General features: G+C 69.9%; 14 protein-coding genes and 2 tRNA genes. 12 read left to right on the forward strand and 4 right to left on the reverse strand.

What is annotated here, in order from left to right; genetic code table 11:
• The first annotated feature begins 51 nt into the window (after positions 1 to 51).
• The 3 genes from NLI01S_RS00060 to NLI01S_RS00070 all read left to right on the forward strand — a co-directional run bounded on the left by NLI01S_RS00060 (position 52) and on the right by NLI01S_RS00070 (position 2,918).
• On the forward strand, positions 52 to 678 hold the full coding sequence (locus tag NLI01S_RS00060) for a DUF1707 SHOCT-like domain-containing protein (protein ID WP_067597105.1): 627 nt from the start codon (positions 52 to 54) through the stop codon (positions 676 to 678).
• Positions 679 to 750: 72 nt separating this feature from the next.
• Positions 751 to 1,368: a SanA/YdcF family protein gene (locus NLI01S_RS00065; protein WP_067597107.1), complete on the forward strand. Its 618-nt coding sequence runs from the start codon at positions 751 to 753 to the stop codon at positions 1,366 to 1,368.
• Positions 1,369 to 1,472: 104 nt separating this feature from the next.
• Positions 1,473 to 2,918: a hypothetical protein gene (locus tag NLI01S_RS00070; RefSeq protein WP_067597110.1), complete on the forward strand. Its 1,446-nt coding sequence runs from the start codon at positions 1,473 to 1,475 to the stop codon at positions 2,916 to 2,918.
• Between the two features lie 42 nt (positions 2,919 to 2,960).
• Here the strand turns inward: NLI01S_RS00070 and NLI01S_RS00075 are convergent, their stop codons facing one another.
• Entirely contained in the window at positions 2,961 to 3,707 is a 747-nt protein-coding gene (locus NLI01S_RS00075) for a SanA/YdcF family protein (RefSeq protein ID WP_067597477.1), read from the reverse strand.
• A 144-nt stretch (positions 3,708 to 3,851) separates the two neighbouring features.
• On the opposite strand from NLI01S_RS00075, the gene NLI01S_RS00080 reads away from it, so the two are divergent.
• Entirely contained in the window at positions 3,852 to 5,414 is a 1,563-nt protein-coding gene (locus NLI01S_RS00080; protein WP_067597113.1) for a DUF885 family protein, read from the forward strand.
• A 44-nt stretch (positions 5,415 to 5,458) separates the two neighbouring features.
• Here the strand turns inward: NLI01S_RS00080 and NLI01S_RS00085 are convergent, their stop codons facing one another.
• Both NLI01S_RS00085 and NLI01S_RS00090 read right to left on the reverse strand, forming a co-directional pair.
• Entirely contained in the window at positions 5,459 to 6,415 is a 957-nt protein-coding gene (locus NLI01S_RS00085; protein ID WP_067597116.1) for an N-acetylmuramic acid 6-phosphate etherase, read from the reverse strand.
• A 30-nt stretch (positions 6,416 to 6,445) separates the two neighbouring features.
• Complete coding sequence (locus NLI01S_RS00090; protein WP_067597119.1) at positions 6,446 to 7,462, reverse strand: MurR/RpiR family transcriptional regulator; 1,017 nt, start codon at positions 7,460 to 7,462, stop codon at positions 6,446 to 6,448.
• Positions 7,463 to 7,668: 206 nt separating this feature from the next.
• On the opposite strand from NLI01S_RS00090, the gene NLI01S_RS00095 reads away from it, so the two are divergent.
• The 6 genes from NLI01S_RS00095 to NLI01S_RS00120 all read left to right on the forward strand — a co-directional run bounded on the left by NLI01S_RS00095 (position 7,669) and on the right by NLI01S_RS00120 (position 11,899).
• Positions 7,669 to 9,474 carry an AfsR/SARP family transcriptional regulator gene (locus NLI01S_RS00095; protein ID WP_067597123.1) on the forward strand — a complete coding sequence of 602 codons (1,806 nt, stop codon included), beginning with the start codon at positions 7,669 to 7,671 and terminating at the stop codon, positions 9,472 to 9,474.
• A gap of 175 nt (positions 9,475 to 9,649) precedes the next feature.
• On the forward strand, positions 9,650 to 9,835 hold the full coding sequence (locus NLI01S_RS00100) for a hypothetical protein (protein ID WP_067597126.1): 186 nt from the start codon (positions 9,650 to 9,652) through the stop codon (positions 9,833 to 9,835).
• A gap of 132 nt (positions 9,836 to 9,967) precedes the next feature.
• A tRNA-Lys gene (locus tag NLI01S_RS00105) sits at positions 9,968 to 10,044 on the forward strand.
• A gap of 206 nt (positions 10,045 to 10,250) precedes the next feature.
• Positions 10,251 to 10,324 (forward strand) — tRNA-Lys (locus tag NLI01S_RS00110).
• Positions 10,325 to 10,560: 236 nt separating this feature from the next.
• Entirely contained in the window at positions 10,561 to 11,121 is a 561-nt protein-coding gene (locus tag NLI01S_RS00115) for a septum formation family protein (RefSeq protein ID WP_067597135.1), read from the forward strand.
• Between the two features lie 181 nt (positions 11,122 to 11,302).
• Complete coding sequence (locus NLI01S_RS00120; RefSeq protein ID WP_067597140.1) at positions 11,303 to 11,899, forward strand: septum formation family protein; 597 nt, start codon at positions 11,303 to 11,305, stop codon at positions 11,897 to 11,899.
• Positions 11,900 to 11,998: 99 nt separating this feature from the next.
• Here NLI01S_RS00120 and NLI01S_RS00125 read toward each other — a convergent pair whose 3' ends face one another.
• Positions 11,999 to 13,696, reverse strand: a complete 1,698-nt coding sequence (locus NLI01S_RS00125; protein ID WP_067597142.1) for an alpha/beta fold hydrolase — start codon at positions 13,694 to 13,696, stop codon at positions 11,999 to 12,001.
• A gap of 353 nt (positions 13,697 to 14,049) precedes the next feature.
• Between NLI01S_RS00125 and NLI01S_RS00130 the strand changes: the two genes are divergently transcribed.
• The gene (locus tag NLI01S_RS00130; protein ID WP_067597144.1) at positions 14,050 to 15,135 is read left to right on the forward strand and encodes an ABC transporter permease; all 1,086 of its coding nucleotides are present in this window, start codon (positions 14,050 to 14,052) and stop codon (positions 15,133 to 15,135) included.
• A gap of 16 nt (positions 15,136 to 15,151) precedes the next feature.
• Positions 15,152 to 16,033 (forward strand): ABC transporter permease, encoded by an 882-nt coding sequence (locus NLI01S_RS00135; RefSeq protein ID WP_067597147.1) that lies wholly within the window; start codon positions 15,152 to 15,154, stop codon positions 16,031 to 16,033.
• Positions 16,034 to 16,035: the final 2 nt, after the last annotated feature.

Raw genomic sequence — 16,035 nt, forward strand, 5'->3', positions numbered from 1 at the left:
CATGCTCTAACGTGGGTCTGACAAAACAGGCAGAAGGAGCGGGACGAGCACGTGGCCCCCAAAGACATGAGCCGAATGCGTATCTCCGACGCCGAACGCGACCAGGTCGCGGAGATCCTGCGGGAAGCCGCGGGGGAAGGACGTCTGGACCTGACGGAGGTGGACGAGCGCCTCAACGCGGTGTACAGCGCCAAGACCTACGCCGATCTCGAACCCATCGTCGCGGACCTTCCCACGGGAGCGGGCGGGCCATCCTCCCCGGCCCCGACGGGTGTGGTCTCCCCACAGCACAGCCCGGCCGGCCCCGTCGGTCAACCCCTGAAGCTCAAGGCCAAGGGCGACTCCCTGGTCCGCAAGGGTGATTGGACCGTGCCGCACCGCATCGAGATCGATGCCCGCTTCGGTTCCACCAGGCTCGACTTCCGCGAAGCCCGCATCACCACCCCCGTGGTGGAGGTTTGGGTGGACGCGTCCTGGGGCGGGGCCGACATCATCCTGCCAGAGGGGGCCACCGCCGAGGTCGACATCGACTCCTCCTGGTTCGGTAGCGTGCGCTCGGACGTCGACTCGATCCGTCGGAACGACGCCACCCACTTCGTCGTCACCGGCGCGGCACAGGGTGGCAGTCTGCGTGTGCGACACAAGCGGTCCGGGGGCTGGGCCTCCTTCCTGACCTGACCGCTACGGCCGTGCGCCATGATGGTGGGGCGCACGGCACGGGCCGTGCCGGATATCGGAAGGCGGGCGGTCGTGCTCATCTGGATCGGGACGATCGTGGCCGGAGTCATCATCCTCGCCCTGGCGCCGTTCGCATGGACGCGCCTGGCCGGATTCGGACGCCGACCCGGCCTCGCCGGTGTCCCGCACCGCCCCGTCGCCGTGGTCCTGGGCGCCGCCGCCTGGCCCGACGGGCCCTCGCCGCTGCTCGCCCGACGTCTGGACCTGGCCGTCGAACTGGTCCGGGAGGGCAAGGTCGATCGCGTCCTGGTCTCCGGGGACAACCGCGACGTGTCCCGTCGAGAGACCGACACCATGACCCGCTACCTGGTCGGACAGGGGGTCCCCGCCGACCGGATCGAGGCGGACCCTCACGGTTACCGCACCTGGGACACCTGCGTCCGGGTCAAGGAGTACTACGGGGTGGACGCCGCCACCATGGTCACCCAGTCCTTCCACCTGCCCCGCACCATCGCGCTCGCCCGCGCCGCCGGCATCGACGCCGTGGGGGTGGGCGACTCCAGCCTGGGCGCCCGATGGCGCTCCACCGTGATCGGTTACCTGCGTGAGGTCCCCGCCGCATTCAAGGCCCTCAAGGACGCCGTGCTGCGCCCCGCGCCCGCCACGGTCGGCCGCCCCGACCCACGGTGATCCCGCTCGTGGTGCCTATCCCGGAACCAAGGGTGAGGTCATCGGCGCGGTGACAAGAGGCAGTGGGGCCCAGAGCTGTCGCCCGAGCCGGGATAATCGGGCATATGAACGCGACCACGGGAAACGATCCACACGACAACGCCGTCGACGTCGACTGGGCCTCCCTGGCCCCCGAGGGCGGGGAGCGCATCCCCGAACTCCTCGGCAGGGTCGCCGGCAGTGACAGTGCGCTGTCCGACCTCCACGACATCATCCGGTTCCCCGAGCCCGGCCACCGTGCCGCACCGAAGGTCGTCGACCACCTCGTCGACGCCGCGACCGCCGACGAGACCCCGGACATGGACCGGTGGCGGCCACTGAGCCTCCTACTGGAGTTGGTCGCGGCCCACGCGGAGGACCTCTTCCCCGAGCCCCGCGATCTCGCTCAGTGGCGTGACGAGGTGGCCTGGGCCGCTTCCAACGACGCCGAGAAGGTGCGCGCCCAGTACCGCGACTGGATGGACGAGGCCCCCGACGAGCAGCACCACCACCGGATGCGCAACCGTCTGGCCGTGATGGGGTCCGACGACGGCGCCGAGATCCTACAGGCCGAACTCGACACCTACGAGGCCGTGCTCGCCCGCGTTCCCGACCTGGTCGCCCTCCTGCACGGTGGAGTGAACCGGGGCGGCCTGGACCGGGCCGGCGAGTGGGTGAGCTACCTGCTGGCGTTCCTGCCCGACGAGTCCGAGCGCGTGGTCTCCGAGATCACCGGTGCCTCCCAGTTCCTCCTCGCCAAGGACCTGCGCCCCACCCCCAAGGCACCCACCTCCCTGCGCGACGCGATGGAGCAGGCCTCCGGTGGCGGTGGTGGACAGTCCGAGCCGCTTCCCGCCGAACTGTTCGCCCTCGGCCTGCTCAGCGACCCGAACGACATCGACACCACCGTCGGTCTCACCCATCAGATGGCCGGTGGCAACCTCTACAACTCCTTCGCCGCCTCGGTGGCGATGGTCCTCATCCACGGCGAGAACACCCCCCGCGAGGGCCTGCGCCGGATCGGGCGCGGTGGCGGCACCACGATGGGCTACGAGGGTCTGTTCAACGAGTCGTGGCCGCACTGTGGCTCCCGCTCCCCGCAGGTCCTGGGATTCCTCGCGCTGGGCCGCGCCGGGGATCGCGCCCGCCGACTGCGTCTGGACATCCTGACCGGTCTGATCAAGGGTGAGGACGAGTCCCGCGCCCTGGTCACCGGCGTCGGCCTCGAACTGGTGCTGGGCCCGCGCTCCAAGGACCGCACCCCCGAGGAGCACGCCCAGGCCGACTACGACGAGGAGACCCTCAAGGTCCTGTGGGCCATCGCCGAGCTGCCCGCGTCGGCTTGGGAGGACGAGGAGTTCACCGCCACGCTCGCCGCTTGGGCCCTGCCCGAGGAGGCCGAGGAGTTCTGCGCCCTGGTCGGCGTCGAACCCGAGCCGGAACCCGCGCCCCAGGCCGCCCCGGCCGAGCAGATCTCGCGGCCCCAACAAGCGCCCTCGGGTCTGTTCGGTCGCCTGTTCGGTGGCCGCTGACCGCGGAACACGCCGAAGCGAAGCGAGGCCCGAACAACACGGTCAGGGGGCCGCCGATTCTTCGGCGGCCCGGGCCAGGGCCTCCTCCACGCCGCTCTCGGGCTCGCCCAGGAACGTGGGGTCCGGGCGCAGCAGGACCGTGCCCAGTGCGGCCACCGCTGCCGGGACCTCGCGCATCCACCCGTAGACGGTGGCCATCGCGCGTTCGCCGAAGCTGTTGTCGCCCACCCCTACGGCGTCGATGCCCGCGGCCCGGCACATCCCGACCGCCCTCGGCACGTGGAAGTCCTGGGTCAACACCACGGCCTCCTCCACCCCGAACACCTCCGTGGCTCGCACACACGAGTCCCAGGTGGCGAACCCGGCGTGGTCGCCGACGATCCGATCCGCCGGGACGCCCGCCTCGATCAGGTAGTCGCGCATGGTGTCGGTCTCGCCGTGGTGCTCGACGCCGTTGTCACCGCTGACCAGTACCGCCTCGATCCGGCCGACCTCGTACAGTTCCACCGCCAGTTCCAGACGCTGGGCCAGCAGGTGACTGGGTATCCCGTCGGGGCGGACCCCCGCGCCGAGCACCAGGGCGACGGGACGTTCGGGCACGTCCTCGACGTCGTACCGATGCTCGGAGGTGGTGAACAGCTGCCACACGAACGGCACGCAGCCCAGCACCATCACGGCCACGGCGGCCAGGACGAGTGGAAGACGTCGCCTGGCCGGGCGCACGGTACCCGCGCCCGACTCGGTGGACTCGGGAGGCGAAGGTGTTCGGGAGTTCTCGGAGCTCGTCACACCATGGGAGACGACCGAGCGTGCCACCCGGTTCCCGGTGGTCGAGTGTGCGTACGCCGGAGTGGCCGGCGCCTTCACCGAACGTGCCGGGGGAGCGCGTCAAGGGCATGACCGACCAGGCGCGGGAACGTTAGGGTCGGCCGCATGTCTGTACCTTCCCACGAGGAGCTCCCCCCGCGGCTGAGGGCCATCGCCGACCTGCTGCCCGGCGCCATGCGCGGGCACGCCGGACTCCACTCCTACGACGGCAGGGCCGCCGACCTGTCACCGGCGGGCGTTCGCGACCACCTCGAAGACCTGGGCGGCGACCCGCTCGACGACGCCCACGACGAGGCGCACCTGGCCGCCTTCGAGAACGCGCTCCGGCACGAACTGGGCGAACTCCAGTGGCACCGGGCCAATCCCCTGTTCCACATCGGCGAGATGGACCTGTCCGACTACGAACGCGACTACGCCCCCGCCGCCGAACGCGACGCCGCCCGCCTCGCACACCTGCGGCTGTGGCCGTGGCTGGCCGACAACGCCCTGGCGTCCCTGGACCGTGTCTCCGCGCCCATCGCCGAGTCGCTGCTCACCGCGGCGCGGGGACTCATCGGTGGCCTGCCCGACGAATTGCCCGAGGACGTTCGCGACGCCGCCCTGGTCGCGCACTCCCGACTGATGGCACACCTGGAACACGCCGCCGAACACGGCCCGGAGCAGGCCGGTCTGGGCGCGGAGACGCTCTCTCGTCTCATGGGCATCGGCGAGGCCATGGAGGTCGACCTCCACGACCTGGCCGCACGCGCCGACGTCGAACGCGACCGGCTGCGCGCTCGACTGGCCGAGGCGGTCGGGCGCCTGGCACCCGACCGCGACCCCATGGAGTTCGCCCGCGAACTCACCCGGAACCACCCCGGCGCGGACGGGGTCCTCGACGCGGCCCGTGAGTGGACGCGCTTGTGCCTGGAGTTCACCGCAGAGCGCTCCCTCGCCCCCTACGGCGACGGTGAGTGCAGGGTGGACGTGCCACCGCCCGCCCTGCGGTGGGGCACCGCGATGATGGCCTGGTCCGGGCCCTGGGAGGAGGACACCGCGTCCTTCTACTACGTCAACCCGCCCGACCCCGAGTGGTCCGCGCAGGAGGCCGACGAATGGCTGGAGATGTTCAGCCACACCACCCTGCCCGCGGTGAGCGCGCACGAGGTCGCCCCCGGCCACTACTCGCACGGCCGCGCCCTGCGTCGCCTCCAGAGCCCGGTGCGGCGCGCGCTGCCGTCCATGTCCTTCGTCGAGGGGTGGGCGCACTACGTCGAGGAGGTGTGTGTGGACGAGGGGTTCGGTGCCTACGCCGCCGAACGCATCGACGACCCCGAGTGGACCGCCGACCACTTCGAGATCGGGGTGTGGCTGGAGGCGCTGGTCCGGGTCACGCGCCTGGCCGTGGCCATCGGCCTGCACTCGGGCTCCATGACGGTGGAGGAGGCCACCGCGCGATTCACCGAGGACACCGCCTTGCGCGGACCGGCCGCCCGTGCCGAGGCCCGGCGCGCCACCTTCGATCCCACCTACGGCCGGTACACCTGGGGCAAGCTGGAGATCCTGGCCCTGCGCGAACGTGCCCGGCGGGAGTGGGGTGAGGACTTCTCGCTGTCGCGCTTCCACCGGGAGCTGCTGGAACTGGGCGCGCCCCCGCTGGGCCTCATCGGCGCGGTCCTGGACGGGTGAGCCCGACCGGGGGAGACCCGGCCGGGCCGTGACCCGACTTCGTCCTACTTCGTTTCGCCGACGCCGAGTTCGGCCAGGGCCACCCGGACCCGGCCGCGGGCACGCTTGAGCGCGTCCGCGGCCCGCTCCGCGTCCACCCCGGCCAGCAACGTCACCAGGGCGACGCGGGTGTCGCCCTCGGCCGCGTTCAGCGCCTGCGCGCAGGCCGCCTCGTCCAGGCCGGTGGCCTCGCCCAGGATCGTCAGCACACGCCCGCGCAGTTTTCCGTTGGTGGCGTCCACTCCGACCATCAGGTTCGAGTAGGTCCGGCCGATCCGCACCATCACCGCGGTGGAGAACGCGTTCAACAGCAGCTTCTGTGCCGTGCCCGCCTTCATCCGGGTCGAACCGGCGATCACCTCCGCGCCCGTGGCCACGCCCACGTGCACGTCCGCCGCCGAGGCCAGCGGCGCGTCCGGGTTCGCGGTGATGAGCACCGTGGCCGCGCCCCGTTCCCGGGCCGCCTCCAAGGCGCCTCCCACGTACGGGGTGCGGCCACTGGCCGCCAGGCCGACCATCAGGGAACCCTCGGTCACCCCCGCCGCGTCCACCCGGCCGGCCTCCCAGTCGTCCTCCACCCCCTCCAGGGCCTTGGACAGGGCGTCCCCGCCGCCCGCGTGGTGCGCCACCACCCAGTCCGCCGGTACCCCGTAGGTGGGTGGAAGCTCCGCGGCGTCCTGCGCGGCGATCCGCCCGGAGGTGCCCGCGCCGAAGTAGTGGATGGTGGCACCCCGCTCCAGGGCGGCCACCCCCAGCTCCACGGCTTCTGCGAGCCGCGGCAGGACGGCCGATACCGCCGCGGTGACCGTGGCGTCCTCGACGTTGATCTGTCGGAGGATCTCCAGCGCCGGCAACAGGTCGATGTCGTAGGTGCCGGAGTTCCGGGTCTCGGTGGGAGACCGTACGATCACGGCCTCATGATCGTCGGCTCGGTCCTGTGCTCGTCCGTCTCTGCCGTGCAATGGGCTCTCCTCTTCGGTCCGGGTCGCGGCTCAGTCGTCGCTTCCGGTGCTGCTGTCGGTACTGCTCTCATTACCGCCGTCGGTGTTCCCGGGCGGGGACTCGGAGCGGCGGCGCTTACGGTCCTCGTGCAGCCGAAGCCCTCGCACCGCCTCGTAGGTGGTCTCGAGCGCGCTCCGGCTGTCGGCGTACCGGATCTGGGCCAACCCCACGAACAGGCAGTCCACGACGGTCAGCTGCGCCAGGCGGGAGGCGGTCGCACCGGAACGGAACGTGGTCTCGCGGGCGGCGGTGGTCAGGACGTGGTCGGCGAACCCGATGGCCGAGCGCGGGAAGTTGGTGATCGCCACCGTCTTCGCGCCGTGCCTGCCGGCTTCGCTCAGCGCCTGCACGGTGTCGATGGTGGTGCCGCTGTGCGAGATGCCGATCGCCACGTCGGTGTCCTCCAGCAGGGAGGCGCTGGTCAGCATCACGTGCGCGTCCGACCAGGCGAACGACGTCAGACCGATCCGGTGCAGCTTCTGCTGGAGGTCCGCCCCCACGAACGCGCTGGCGCCCACCCCGTAGATGTCGATGCGCCGGGCGTTGGCGAGGGCGTCGATGACGGCGCGCAGCACCTCCACGTCCATGGCGGCGCCGGTCTCCTCCACCGCGCGCGCGTCGGTGTAGGCGATCTTCTGCACGACGGTGACGAGGGTGTCGTCGGGGTTGATGTCGCTGGACAGCTCGGGGATGTTGCTGCGGGCGCCGCGTGCCTGACCGGCCTCGGTGGCCAGGGCCAGACGCAGCTCCCGGTACCCGCTGAAGTCGATGGTGCGACAGAAGCGGATGACGGTGGCCTCGGATGTGGCGCAGTCCTTGGCGAGCTGGGTGATGGAGGAGGCGGCGGCCCGCTCGGGGTCGTCGATGACCCGTTGGGCCACCCGCTGTTCGGCGGGGGCGAGGGAGGGAAGCAGGGAGCGGATTCGCAACACCGTGGTCGGTGCGCTCGGCGCCGGGCCCTCATCCGGGTTCACGGATTCGCCTGAAGACTTCGGAATTTGCGCCATGAAGGAAAGTTTCTTTCGGTCGCGGTGCAGAGTCAACGCACGGACGGGAAAAACCGGGAGATTCAAGGATTTCAAGGGACGGTCCGCGCGGCAAGTATCCCTGTTCCGATTGCGGGATCCCAGCTCAGCGGGCACGCTGGGACGAAGCGGTGCAACTTCCGGGATTTTCGGAGAACCGCCGTACCCGGGACACGAGGGAGGGCACTGTGGCGCGGTTCGGCCCGGTCGGTCCACAGGACGAGTCGACCGAGGACGGGCCGCCCGAACCCCACGGTATCCGGGTCGGTCTGCTCGGCCGCTTCACCCTTCACGTCGACGGCTCCCCGCTCCGCCTGCGCGGTGAGCGCCGCCGCTCCCTGCTCGCCGCCCTCCTCCTCAACACGGGCGTATCGGTGCCCACCGACCACCTCATCGACCGTGTGTGGACCGAACCCGGGCCGGCGGCCCGGGGCGCCCTCCAGGTCCACGTGGCCCGCCTCCGAGCCCTCCTCGAAGAGCATCTGGGCGACCCCCTCATCCGTAGCACCGACGACGGATATCGCGTCGACCTTCGAACACACCGCTGTGACCTGTTGCGTCTGCGTTCCCTGGTCCACAAGGCCGACCGTGCGGCCGAACGCGGTGAGACCGACGCCCACGCCGACCTGCTCGGTCGAGCCCTGAGCCTGTGGCGCGGGCCCGTGCTCACCGACGTCGCCTCCCCGGTCCTGCACCGCCACGACGTGCCGCCGATAGAGGAAGAACTCCTGCGCGTGGCCGAACGGGCCTTCACCGCGGACCTGGCCCGGGGCGAACATGAACGCGTCGCCGACCGGGTCGCGCCCATCGTCTTCTCCCATCCCCGACGCGAACCCCTCGTCCGGGTGCAGATGGTCGCCCTGTACCGGTGCGGCCGACGGAGCGAGGCCCTGAACGCCTACTCCCGGGCCCGTTCCGCCCTCGCCGAGGAACCCGGCCTCGCCCCCGGCCGTGAGCTCCTGGCGGCCTTCCACGGGGTCCTGCGCGGCGATTCGGGCGTCGGTGGGCGCTCCACCCGGGTGGCCGCCGCCCCCGGCCCCGATCCGCTCCCGGCGACCCGCTCGGGCGCCCCGAGTCTTTCGGTGCCGCGCCCCAGGGCCCACCGCGAGACGTGTCCCCACCCAGCCTCCGACCCCGCGCGCGAGGACGAACACGGCCCCTGGCCCCTGGTGCCCGCCGAACTCCCCGCCGCCCCGAACACGCTCGTGGGCCGGGCCGAGACGCTGGCCGAACTCGACCGTCTCGTCGACCCCTGCGCCGCCACCCCCGTGAGCGTCCTGGTCCGCGGGCCGGCCGGGGCCGGCGCCAGCGCCCTGGCCGTCCGCTGGGCGCACTCCGTCGCCGCGCACTTCCCCGACGGGCGCCTCTACGTGAACCTGCGCCGTCCGGACGGCACGCCTCGCGAGGCGACCGAGGTGCTGCGTCGTCTGGTGCGCTCCCTGTCGGCGGGTCGCGTCGGATCCGTGGACCTGTCGGCCGCCGAGGACGAGGCGGACGAGACCGCCGCCCGGTTGCGTTCCCTGATGGCCGGACGGCGGGTGCTCCTGCTCTTGGACAACGCCTCCACCGCTCACCAGGTGCGCCCCCTCCTGCCGGGCGACCCCGGAAGCGCCGCGGTGGTGACCGGTCGCGGTTGGCTCACGGACCTGTTGGTCCGCGACGGTGTGCGCGCACTGCCCATCGACGCTTTGGGAACCGCGGACGCGGTGGCGCTGTTGCGCTCCCTCTTGGGGGAGCGGCGCCACCCCGAAGAGGCGTTGCGTCGGGTGGCCGAACTGGCCGGTGGCCTTCCCCTGTCGCTGCGCATGGCCGTGGCGTGGCTGGACGCGCACCCCGAACACACGGCGGACGCCTTGGTGCGAGTGGTGGAACGGGTGGACCCGGCACGAGGGATCTCTCCCACGGCCCGGATGGCCGCGGTTCTTCGCGCCGGGCCCTTGGGCGCGGGCTCGGCCGCGGGGAAGTACCGACCGGGATCCGAGCACCCGCACTGAGTCTGCGGCAATCCTCTTACGTTCGGTTTTCGATCGGGTCACGAGGAGGAGAGCGGCCACGGGACCGCCATCGCCCCGACCTCGGGTCCTCGCACCGACGACGGTCGGTTGTGAGATCGACCGATTCTGCGTCGGGGGGTGCTCACCGGTGCCATGAGTCGCTAGTGTCAACCCCATGACGCAGAACAACGATCCCGACATGGACCCGGCGGGAACCACGCAGCACTTCCGCCGCTTCGTCGACGACAACCCCGAACCCGAAGAGGCCCCACGCCGCCCGATCCTTCCGTTGGTGCTGGCGGGCGTCGGCGTCCTCCTCGCCATCGGGATCATCGTCTTCCTGGTGATGGCCTTCTCCTAGGGAGCCGGCGTATCCACGATGTGACGGGGCCGACCCTCGGCCGGCCCCGAATCCGGTTCGCGGCCACCCCGCGGTCCTGCTAGAGTTTCATCCGTAGCCGCAGGGAGCCGCGAGGTTCCCCGCGGGGGTCGGGCGTCATTAGCTCAGTTGGTTAGAGCAGCTGACTCTTAATCAGCGGGTCCGGGGTTCGAGTCCCTGATGACGCACCAGACGAAGGTCCCGGTGATCGGAAACGATCACCGGGGCCTTCGCTCGTTGTCGTCGGGCCGGCGGGGGCGCCGATCGGAAGGTACTGTGCCCAGTGGTCTGCGGCACAACCCGCGGCGAACGGGCCCTGAACGGCACGAGTCGCTCCGAGGATCCGGTAGAGTTGTCCTCGTTGCCGCGGAGGGCCCAAGGGTCCGGCGGAGAACAAGCGCCATTAGCTCAGTCGGTCAGAGCAGCTGACTCTTAATCAGCGGGTCCGGGGTTCGAGTCCCTGATGGCGCACAGTGGGTGAAGGCCCCGGTCGACGGAGAGAGTCGGCCGGGGCCTTCGTCGTTTCCAGGGTGTTCCCCCGGCTCGGGGCGCTGTCGTCGACCACGAAGAGTCGAGGCCCGTGACGCCTCCGTGGCGAAGGGAAACCGAATTGACAACCGGTCAATATGTGGTGGATTGTCTTTCTGCCGAAGACCCCCTTGTTCCTGGTTCGGTACCCCTGTCCCTTGACTAGGCCGGAGACCGCCATGTCCGCTTTCCTCCCCGCCGTTCGCGCCGCGTCCCTCACCCTGCTCGCCGCCGGAGCGGTCTTCTCCCTGTCCGCCTGCGGAATCGTCCAGACCGCGCTGGAGAGCCAGCAGGGCGCCGCCGGTGACGGTGGAACCGTGGGGATCGACAGCGCCTCGGAGGGTGAGGACTCCACCAGTGGTGGGACGCAGGACGTCATGGAGGTCGGCGTCGGTGACTGCTTCAACGAGGAGGAGATGCAGACGGCCCTGATGGGCGAAGAGGTGACCGGCATCCCGGTGGTCGACTGCTCCGAGTCGCACGACTCCGAGTTCTTCCACAGCGAGATCCTCCCCGAGGGCGACTTCCCCGGTGACGACGAGATCAGGGACACCGCGGCCGAGCTCTGTGAGGGCGCGGCCTTCACGGAGTTCATCGGTGTCGAGTGGTACGAGTCGGAGTTCTACGCCGGCTACCTCACCCCGGTCGCGGAGGGATGGGCCGCGGGCGACCGCGAGATCCTCTGCTACGTCATCGGTGACCCGTCCACCACCGGCACGCTCGAAGCCTCCGGCCGCTGATCTTCGACCGCTTTCGACCGATGCCGACCGGTGTGTCCAAGAGGCGTCGGTCGGTTGGTTTTTAGCTTATTTTCACGAAATCCGCAGGTCGATGGAACCTTCTCCGGATCCGGCGCATCGATATAGGTGGTGCCGGTCGACCAAGATCGGCGCAGCAGAGACGATCTCGTTGGAGTGAGCAATGGTGTCCCAAGCCCACCGGTACCTGCCCGGCCGTGCCGCCCTGGCCGCCCTGACCGTGGGTGCGGTCCTGTCCCTCAGCGCCTGTGGGCTCCCGTTCCTCCCTCCGGCCTTCCAGGGCGCGGAGCCCGAGCCGAGCCCCACGCCGATCGAGAGCGAGGAGCCGGTGGATGAGGAGACCGACCTCGCCGATCCCGAGTCCGGGGAGCCCGAGCCGCTCGGTGCGCAGGACGAGGACGTCTTCGTCCTCAGCACCGGCGACTGCATCAACGAGTGGAGCGCCGACACCGAAGAGAACGTCAGTTCGGTCCCCAAGATCGACTGCTCGGAGCCGCACGACCTCGAGGTCTACTACGAGGGCACCCTCGACGAGAGCGGTTCCTACCCGGAGGGCGACGCCCTCAACGACATGGTCAACGAGGGTTGCGTCGACGCCTTCGAGGACTTCGTCGGGACCGACTACATGGAGTCGGCGCTGGACTTCTCCAGCCTCATGCCGACGGAGGACGGCTGGGCGCAGGGCGACCGTGAGTACCTGTGCCTGATCGGCCAGTACGGAGAGCAGACCACCGGAACCCTAGAGGACGCACAGATCTAGGGACACATGAGGGGACGCGACGGCTTCCCCGTCCACGGAGGCGGCCCGCATCGGTGAAAACATCCACCGATGCGGGCCGTTCTCGGTCGTGGTCGAGGATCAGTGGCGTCCGAGGGCCCGGGCAGGCGTGGGCTCGGCCCCGTCGTAGTCCTCGAACCGCTGGAACAGGTCGGTCAGCTCCTCCGTGTCGGGTCCATCGGAGGTCGTCTCCGGTCGGGGCAGTCCCGCGCACTCCAGGTCCTGTGGGTCGGTGCCGTCCACGAGGTAGGCGTCCACCGCGTCGTCCACGCACGGGTGCAGGGGGGCCAGGTCCACCGGGTCGAGGGAGGCGTAGAACCCGTGGCCGCCTTCGTCGGTGATGGTCAGGAGGGAGCCGTCCAGGGTCTTGGCCATGGCGGGTCCGCCCGCGTAGGCGGTATTGGCGTCGTATTCCGCGGCGATGATCAGCGGGCCGGTGCTGCCCGCCGGTACGAGGTCCACCAATGGTTCGGTCGGCTGCTTCTCGCTGAAGGTGCAGGCCTGGGGGCCGGTCCAGGACGCGCCCGAGCCGTAGGGGTGGTTGTCGCGGTAGTCGCGCATGTCCGAGTGGTAGATCGAGACGTCCTCCGGCCACTCGGCCTCGCACATGACCGCCGTGTGCAGGTCCAAGTTGTAACCGGACAGGTCGAGTTCGTCCTCGGGGATCTCGGGTTCGGGATCCGTGTCCTCCTCGAACCCGCCCTCGGGCTCCTCCTCGGGGAAGGGCTCGTCTTCGACAAGGGCCTTGAGGAACCAGGCACTGCCGTCCCACTCGCTCTGGTCACGAGCGAACTCTCCCACGACTGCCATGAAGTCGTTTCCGTCGAAGCCACCCGGGAAGAAGAGGTCGGGTCGGGGTTCCTCCTGGAGACGGTCGGCGGTCTCCTCGAAGGTCCGGATGATCGTGTCGGGGCTCCCGCCCATTCCGAACACCTCGTCGTGCTCGGCCAGCCAGATGGCGTACCGCTCCACGTTCGCGGTGTAGGCGGGGGCCTGGGCCAGGGAGTCCTCGCGCCAGATGCCGTCCGGGTTCACCGGTGAGTCGAGCACGCTGCGGTCGAGCCGTTCGGGGAACAGGCTTCCGTAGACCGCGCCCAGGTAGGTGCCGTAGGAGTAGCCGACGTAGCTGACGCGCTCCTCGCCCAGGGCGGCGCGGATCACGTCCATGTCGCGGGCGGTGTCGGCCGTGGTCATGTGCGGCATCAGGTCGCCGGCGTTGGTGTCACAGTCCCGGGCGTACCGGATCGTCTCCCGGGTGACCTCGGAGATCTGCTCGTCGGTGGGACGTGGGTAACTGGGCGGGGGTTCGCCTTCGCAGTCGATCCAGGTCGAGGCTCCGGTTCCCCGAGGATCCATGCCGATGCTGTCGTAGACCTCTCCCGCACGTGAGTCCAGGGCCAGTTCGATACCGAGGTCACGGCCGGAGAGGCCGGGGCCGCCGGGGTTGCTCAGGAGGATGCCCCGTCGCGCCTCGGGGTCGGACGCGGACATGCGCAGGATGGCGATCTCGATGCGTTCCCCCTCCGGAGCCGAGTAGTCGAGGGGCACCTCGATCCAGGCGCATTCCGCTTCGGACCCGGAGAGGTGGGCTTCTTCGCACGGTGCCCAGTCGATCTCCTGGTCGTGGAAGGGGGCCAGCGCGTCGATGGCGGCGGTGTCGTCGACGAGGCTCGGGTCGTCGGGTTCGGCCGCGGCCGGCGCGGTCGCGAGGAGGGACAGGGCGAGACCGGTGGCCAGGCCGGCCGAGGTCCCGCGGATGACGGTACGTGCTGGGGGCACGGGGGTTTCCCTTTGCTGTTCTGCGCGTCGTCGGTGGACCGGGCCCACCGATGACGCACTCGTGGGCGTCTGCGGGGCAACGGTACGGAGCACGCACATGCCGCCAGTACCCCCGAACGTCATGTGGTGCCCTCGACCTTCGGGGGGTGCCCCCCTCCGTTCGGACACTGTCGGGTGGTTTGTGGCCGTCTATTCGGTTTGTGGTGGCGATCAGGTCGCGCGAAGGACGCCGTTTGGTCACGGGGGTGGTGTGCGCCACATGAATGGGGTTACGGTGACCATCTATTAGGAAAGTTTCCTAATAGAAACGTGGCGCCCTCACCCCTCCCAGCCCCCTCGCCCGAAGGAGCCCCGTGGCCACCGAACTCGCGGCCGCCCCGCCACCGGACACCGGTGACGCCGGGCCCTCCACATCACGGAAGACGACCCTCCTACGACGGATCTGGCGCAACCACCTCTTCGTCAAGGTCCGCAAGGCCGTCGTCGTGGTGTTCGTGGTCGCCAACGCGACGTTCTTCCTCGGCCGCGCGATGCCGGGCGACCCCATCGACGTCATGGCCGGTCGCCTCACCCAGGGCGGCATGTCGATGGAGGAGGCGCGCGCCATCGCGATGCACTCCCTCGCCTACGACCCCGACGCGCCCCTGCTGCGGCAGTGGTGGGAGTTCTTCGTCGGACTGCTCACCTTCGACTTCGGCGGCACCATCAACCGCCCCGGGGTCGGCGTCACCGAGGCCATCGGCGCCTACCTGCCCTGGACCCTCTTCAGCATCGGCGTGGGCACCCTCATCGCCATCGGGCTCGGCCTGACCCTGGGCATGGTCATGGCCTACCGACGCAACAAGGTCATCGACCACGTGCTCAGCGTGCTCGCCTCGGTCCTCGGGGCCATCCCCAACTACCTCATCGCCATGGTCCTCGTCGTCTGCGGCGGCATGTACCTGGGCTGGTTCGACCCCATCGACCTACGCGGCACCCTCAGCCCCGGGGTCGAACCCGGCTTCACACCCACCTTCGTCGGCGACGCGTTCTACCACGCGGCCCTGCCGATCCTCACCTACGTCCTCGCCATCATCGGCACCTGGATGCTCGTCATGAAGGCCTCCACCACCGAGGTCCTCGGCGAGGACTACGTGACCGTCGCCCGAGCCCGCGGCCTGCCCGACACCCGCATCGCGACCGCCTACGTCGGCCGCAACGCGGTCCTGCCGCTGGTCGCCCAGATCGCCATCTCCTTCGGCACCCTCGTCGGCGGCGCGATCTTCGTCGAACAGGTCCTGGTCTACAAGGGCGTGGGAGGTCTGTTGCTGGACGCCGTCCACTACCGCGACTACCCGCTCCTCCAGGGCCTGCTCGTCATCATCACCTCGTGCGTGGTGGTCGCCAACCTCATCTCCGACCTGCTCTACAGCAGGCTCGACCCGCGCATCCAGAACTAGCAGGGGGACGTACGCCATGGCCGTCACCACAGCCCCCGCCCACGCCACCGGCGTCTGGGGCACCATCTGGCAGGGCATCACCCGCAGTACCAGCGGATTCATCGGACTCTGCCTCGTCCTCGGAGTGCTGCTCTTCTCCTTCGTCGGGCCGCTGTTCGTGGACCCCGCCAACCCCACCGACGTCGCCAAGATCTGGGGTGCCCCCAACGCCGAACACTGGCTCGGTACCAACCATGAGGGCAAGGACACCTTCACCCAACTCGTCCTCGGCGGTCGCGAACCCATCTGGGTCGGCTTCGTCGCCGCCCTCATCACCGTCGCCATCGCCGTCGTCCTCGGCGCGGTCGCCGGCTACGTCCGAGGCCGGATCGACCACTTCCTACTCCAAGTCACCGACATCACGATGACCGTCCCGTTCATCGTGCTGATGCTGGTCATCGCCTCCTTCTACCGGACCTCGTCCCCACTGGTGGTCTCCTTCATCATCGGCCTGGTCACCTGGCCGTTCCTGATGAGATCGATCCGAGCGCAGGTGCTCAGCCTCAAGGAACGCGAGTTCATCGAGGCCGCCCGCCTCCAGGACCTGGGCACCGCCCGAATCCTCTTCGTCGAGGTCCTGCCCAACATGGCCGGCTACATCTTCATCAACTTCATCATCGCCATCACCAACGCGATCTACGCCGTCGTCGGCATGTACCTGCTCGGCCTGTTGCCCAGTACCGCCGACAACTGGGGACTGATGATCCAGCAGGCCTGGGACAACAACGCCTTCCTCCTGCCCCAGGCGGCGCCTTTCCTCATCGCTCCGATGGTCATGATCATGCTCTTCCAGATCGGGTTGGTCACCATGACCCGCTCCCTGGAACAGGCCCTCAACCCCCGACTCCGGGACAGGTGATC

It is taken from the genome of Nocardiopsis listeri NBRC 13360 (assembly GCF_001570765.1).
Lineage (GTDB): Bacteria > Actinomycetota > Actinomycetes > Streptosporangiales > Streptosporangiaceae > Nocardiopsis > Nocardiopsis listeri.

Coding starts and splice junctions, on each gene's coding strand:
- NLI01S_RS00120 (WP_067597140.1), top strand. CDS start 11,303: ATGGTGTCCCAAGCCCACCGGTACCTGCCCGGCCGTGCCGCCCTGGCC.
- NLI01S_RS00115 (WP_067597135.1), top strand. CDS start 10,561: ATGTCCGCTTTCCTCCCCGCCGTTCGCGCCGCGTCCCTCACCCTGCTC.
- NLI01S_RS00090 (WP_067597119.1), bottom strand. CDS start 7,462: ATGGCGCAAATTCCGAAGTCTTCAGGCGAATCCGTGAACCCGGATGAG.
- NLI01S_RS00070 (WP_067597110.1), top strand. CDS start 1,473: ATGAACGCGACCACGGGAAACGATCCACACGACAACGCCGTCGACGTC.
- NLI01S_RS00135 (WP_067597147.1), top strand. CDS start 15,152: ATGGCCGTCACCACAGCCCCCGCCCACGCCACCGGCGTCTGGGGCACC.
- NLI01S_RS00100 (WP_067597126.1), top strand. CDS start 9,650: ATGACGCAGAACAACGATCCCGACATGGACCCGGCGGGAACCACGCAG.
- NLI01S_RS00080 (WP_067597113.1), top strand. CDS start 3,852: ATGTCTGTACCTTCCCACGAGGAGCTCCCCCCGCGGCTGAGGGCCATC.